We start from the raw sequence: 3,524 nt of genomic DNA, 5'->3' as shown, positions 1-3,524 counted from the left end.
CAACTTGAAACCACACCCAACTCGGGTGTGGTTTTCTTTTTGGCTAGAATAAAGTAGACTGAAAATGCACTTACAAAACATAGGGTGCACTAACTAACAATTTGAACAGAAATACAGTTAAAGAGATATAGAAAAATGAGCAAGATTGATTTAAAAAATGCGATTGACTACCGTAACTTGGGTGATGATTTTAAAGGCATGACGAACGAAGATATCATGCAAGCGTTAGACCAACGACGTGGCTATATGATTACAGCGCTTCAAAATTTAACCCACGATTTCAATAAGGCAACAGCTGTCCGTAACCACAACGCATTTTCAGGGCGTGAAATTGTTTTCTTAAATCCTGAAAATCCAATGGATCCGGAAAATGAAGAAGGCGCTAAGAAGTGGAATAAGACCGGAGCTGTTGGTGCGCAACACTACGAGCACATTTTGCATCACAAAATTACTGATTATCAAAAACTATTTGATCGATGGCATGCGGAAGGTTATACCATCTATGCGGTTGATAATACGCCTGGCTATGAATTACACAACGTGTTTGAAACAGTCTTGCCGGAGAAAAGTGTTTTCTTGTTTGGTGAAGAACAGATTGGTTTGGCTGATGAATTGATTCAAGCTGCGGATGCGATGATTTACATTCCACAAACTGGCTCAGTTCGTTCACTCAACGTATCTGTTGCACATGGTATTATTGCTGCTTTGTATACGGCCCAGCATCCAGTTCCTGAAACACCGGCCAATTAGCTTTTCGGATGCAATAAAATACGGTATATAAACTGATCACGACAACATGACGTGGTCAGTTTTTGTTATTGACTGAAAATCAAATCACAAATAAGCATAAAATCAGTGGATTTGGTAGAATGAAATGGTTAAGGGGGACAACATGACAGATAACGTTACAAAATATTGGGAACAATTTAAGACGGAAATGAATGAACCAACGGCTGTGTTTGGTTCAGCTTGGGCATTTGGTAAAGGGTCACAGCAAGCTGATGACTTGGCACGTTTGACATTAGCAGGCATTAAGACTGCAACGGCAAGCGCATATGAGTTATATCAACTTGAGAATGAACCAATCCCGGTTGCTAAGCAGGGTTATGATGTTTTGCTTAACGGGGCAGGAGAACCAGTGGCAATTATTTGTACGACTAATGTTGAAGTACGCAAGTATGCTGATGTTGATGAGCGCCATGCTTATGCAGAAGGTGAAGGTGATCGCAGTTTGGCGTACTGGCGACAAGTTCATGAACCATTTTTTAGAGCAGAGTTTGCAGACGCTGGTGAGTTGCTAGACTTAACGCGTTTGCATGTTGTTTTGGAAGAGCTGACTGTTATTTATAGTGAGTCCTTGCGCTAGCAAAAATAAAGACCCCACTGACACAGCAGGCGTTGGTGGGGTCTTTATTTAGGTACAACGTTTATTTGCAGAAACGTTTTAAGCCGATCGAAGGCAGTTCGACGAGCATCACTTAAATAGATTTCAGTATGCGTTTTGGAAGTTCGCTGTAACTGCTGGTCTTCTAAGAACATTGTTAAGTAATCAAATGTTCTTTGTTCTTCTTCATAAGAACCAACGTGTAACATTTGCACAACCTCTTGTGACGGCAGACTAATGACAGTAACCTTTCTTCGTAATGTATAAACAAAATCTGTCTTGGCCCAGTTTCCGTGGTTAATTGCCACTTCAGAGATGGGCCAATCGCCACAGAGCGATGGCACAACATAGTCAGTATAGTGACTATCATGAGAGGACATTTGTTTATAAGCCATTTTGATTGGATAAGCAATTGCATAGAGCGCGGCGATGCGATCACCAAAGTTCACGGTGTTTGGATCGCCGGTGCCAACGATTGCTAAATAACAGTGACTAGGTACAGTTAGTAAGTCCGGACGCCGGGTTTTGTTTAGTTCTGGCTTACCATCTTTTTTCAAATCATATTTCATCAGTTTGCCTCATCAGAAAATCATAAATATCACGCTTGACTGAGGAGTTCAGGGTTAGTGACCAAATTGGATGGGCATGTGGTAATCCTTCTCCTTCAATGTAAGTCACATTTGCAGCAATTTTTTTGGCAAAGAGTTGGTTTACAGATTAGTTAAATCCCGTGTACCACTAATAACTAAGATACGTTGGTTATCAAAATTACCATATAGCGGTGATACTACGGCATCTTGTAGGCTATGATGTTCACTAATGACTTTAATGACATCAGGCATCGCAGGTAAGGATAGGACCGGATCATGTTTGGCAATTGTTGTGATGTCAGGATTAGACAAGGTCATATCAACCATAGGACTGATAGCAACGATTTTCTTAATAGGCAAAACTTCAAATAATTCGTATATCCTAAGGCTAGTTGCTCGCCGGAGTTATCATCAATTAAACTAATGTTAGCCTCAGGAAAGTCATGATGTAATTCCCAAATAGCGTCTTCCATGCGTTCGTAAATGTCATCCAAATTTGCTTTTGGCACGAGAGGATAGTCTAAGACTGCAACCCGCATATTAGTATGACTGACGATATCACTGATAAAATGCTAGTGGTAGGTAGTAATCGGTTCGATGAATCTACCGCCGCGTAGATAAAGACCAATATCTGTTGTTGTTTTAATATCGCAACGACGGGAGCCATAATATCTAGGTAGTCGTGGTGGCTGATATTGTAGTCACGGTGCATTTTCGCACTCGGCTCGGCTGCAATAGCAGGTTTTTCGGCCGACTCTGCCCAGAATGCTTGGCCAGATAACTGCCAAACATGATTGAGACCAAGTAACCGACTACCGAAAACAAAGAATTGCTTATACATGGGTAAGTGTCCTTTCTCTGATTTGTGTTCAGCGTACCAACCTAAAAAGAGGATTACGCGGGAAAAAGCCCCCAGTTATTGAATAACTAGGGGCTTTTATAAGATTAGAGCAAAAGTTCAAACTCTAGGTTATTGTACTGATCGCGTTCGCGAATTTGACGATAACCGAATTCTTGATCTTCACGTACCAATAAATCGGTGTGCCAAGTAATCTTATCAGCGAAAGAAGCAAACATGTCTTCCTTCAATTGATTGATTAACGCGAGGAACTTTGTTGCTTCGTCGGCGGTCATTGATGCATATAGACGTTCGTCGTTACCGTACTTCTTTGAGTTACGCTTCAACATGACACTCATTACCTGACGTGTGTATGCGGGGTTACGATTCAAACGAACATTAACGTTGATGTGATTATAGTGGAAGTCACGACTGTATTGTAGCAACATTGCTAAGAATTCAGCTGCGTCCACCTTTTCTGCTTTATTTGCCATATATATTTCCTTACTTCGTTTATAACTGTTACCAGTATATCACGGTATAGAAAATGCGTAAGGCAAAGTTCTGAAAATTGAGGGTTGCATTCATGCTATGAACGAGGTATTATATTTAAGTTATCTTTTGAAAGAAAGCAACAAAAAATATGATTCAACAAAGTTGTTGACATATTGAAAAGCATTCTGTATTATATATTAAGTCGTGTCAGATATAT

At 40.4% G+C, this 3,524-nt stretch carries 5 protein-coding genes; 2 read left to right on the top strand and 3 right to left on the bottom strand.

Going from position 1 to position 3,524, the window contains the following annotated elements; all coding sequences use genetic code 11:
- The first annotated feature begins 135 nt into the window (after window positions 1-135).
- Complete coding sequence (locus EST42_RS00265; RefSeq protein WP_134643702.1) at window positions 136-750, top strand: TrmH family RNA methyltransferase; 615 nt, start codon at window positions 136-138, stop codon at window positions 748-750.
- 142 nt (window positions 751-892) lie between these two features.
- Window positions 893-1,366, top strand: a complete 474-nt coding sequence (locus EST42_RS00260) for an ASCH domain-containing protein (RefSeq protein ID WP_134643701.1) — start codon at window positions 893-895, stop codon at window positions 1,364-1,366.
- A 44-nt stretch (window positions 1,367-1,410) separates the two neighbouring features.
- Here the strand turns inward: EST42_RS00260 and EST42_RS00255 are convergent, their stop codons facing one another.
- The 3 genes from EST42_RS00255 to EST42_RS00245 all read right to left on the bottom strand — a co-directional run bounded on the left by EST42_RS00255 (window position 1,411) and on the right by EST42_RS00245 (window position 3,306).
- On the bottom strand, window positions 1,411-1,953 hold the full coding sequence (locus tag EST42_RS00255; RefSeq protein ID WP_134643700.1) for a GyrI-like domain-containing protein: 543 nt from the start codon (window positions 1,951-1,953) through the stop codon (window positions 1,411-1,413).
- Window positions 1,954-2,094: 141 nt separating this feature from the next.
- Window positions 2,095-2,301 (bottom strand): hypothetical protein, encoded by a 207-nt coding sequence (locus EST42_RS10770; protein WP_245150297.1) that lies wholly within the window; start codon window positions 2,299-2,301, stop codon window positions 2,095-2,097.
- A 618-nt stretch (window positions 2,302-2,919) separates the two neighbouring features.
- Window positions 2,920-3,306: a hypothetical protein gene (locus EST42_RS00245; protein WP_134643699.1), complete on the bottom strand. Its 387-nt coding sequence runs from the start codon at window positions 3,304-3,306 to the stop codon at window positions 2,920-2,922.
- Window positions 3,307-3,524 lie beyond the last annotated feature (218 nt).

This window comes from Weissella cibaria, from assembly GCF_004521965.1.
Lineage (GTDB): Bacteria > Bacillota > Bacilli > Lactobacillales > Lactobacillaceae > Weissella > Weissella cibaria_A.
The sequence above is the reverse complement of the archived record's forward strand: the minus strand, read 5'-3'. Positions and strand labels throughout refer to the sequence as shown.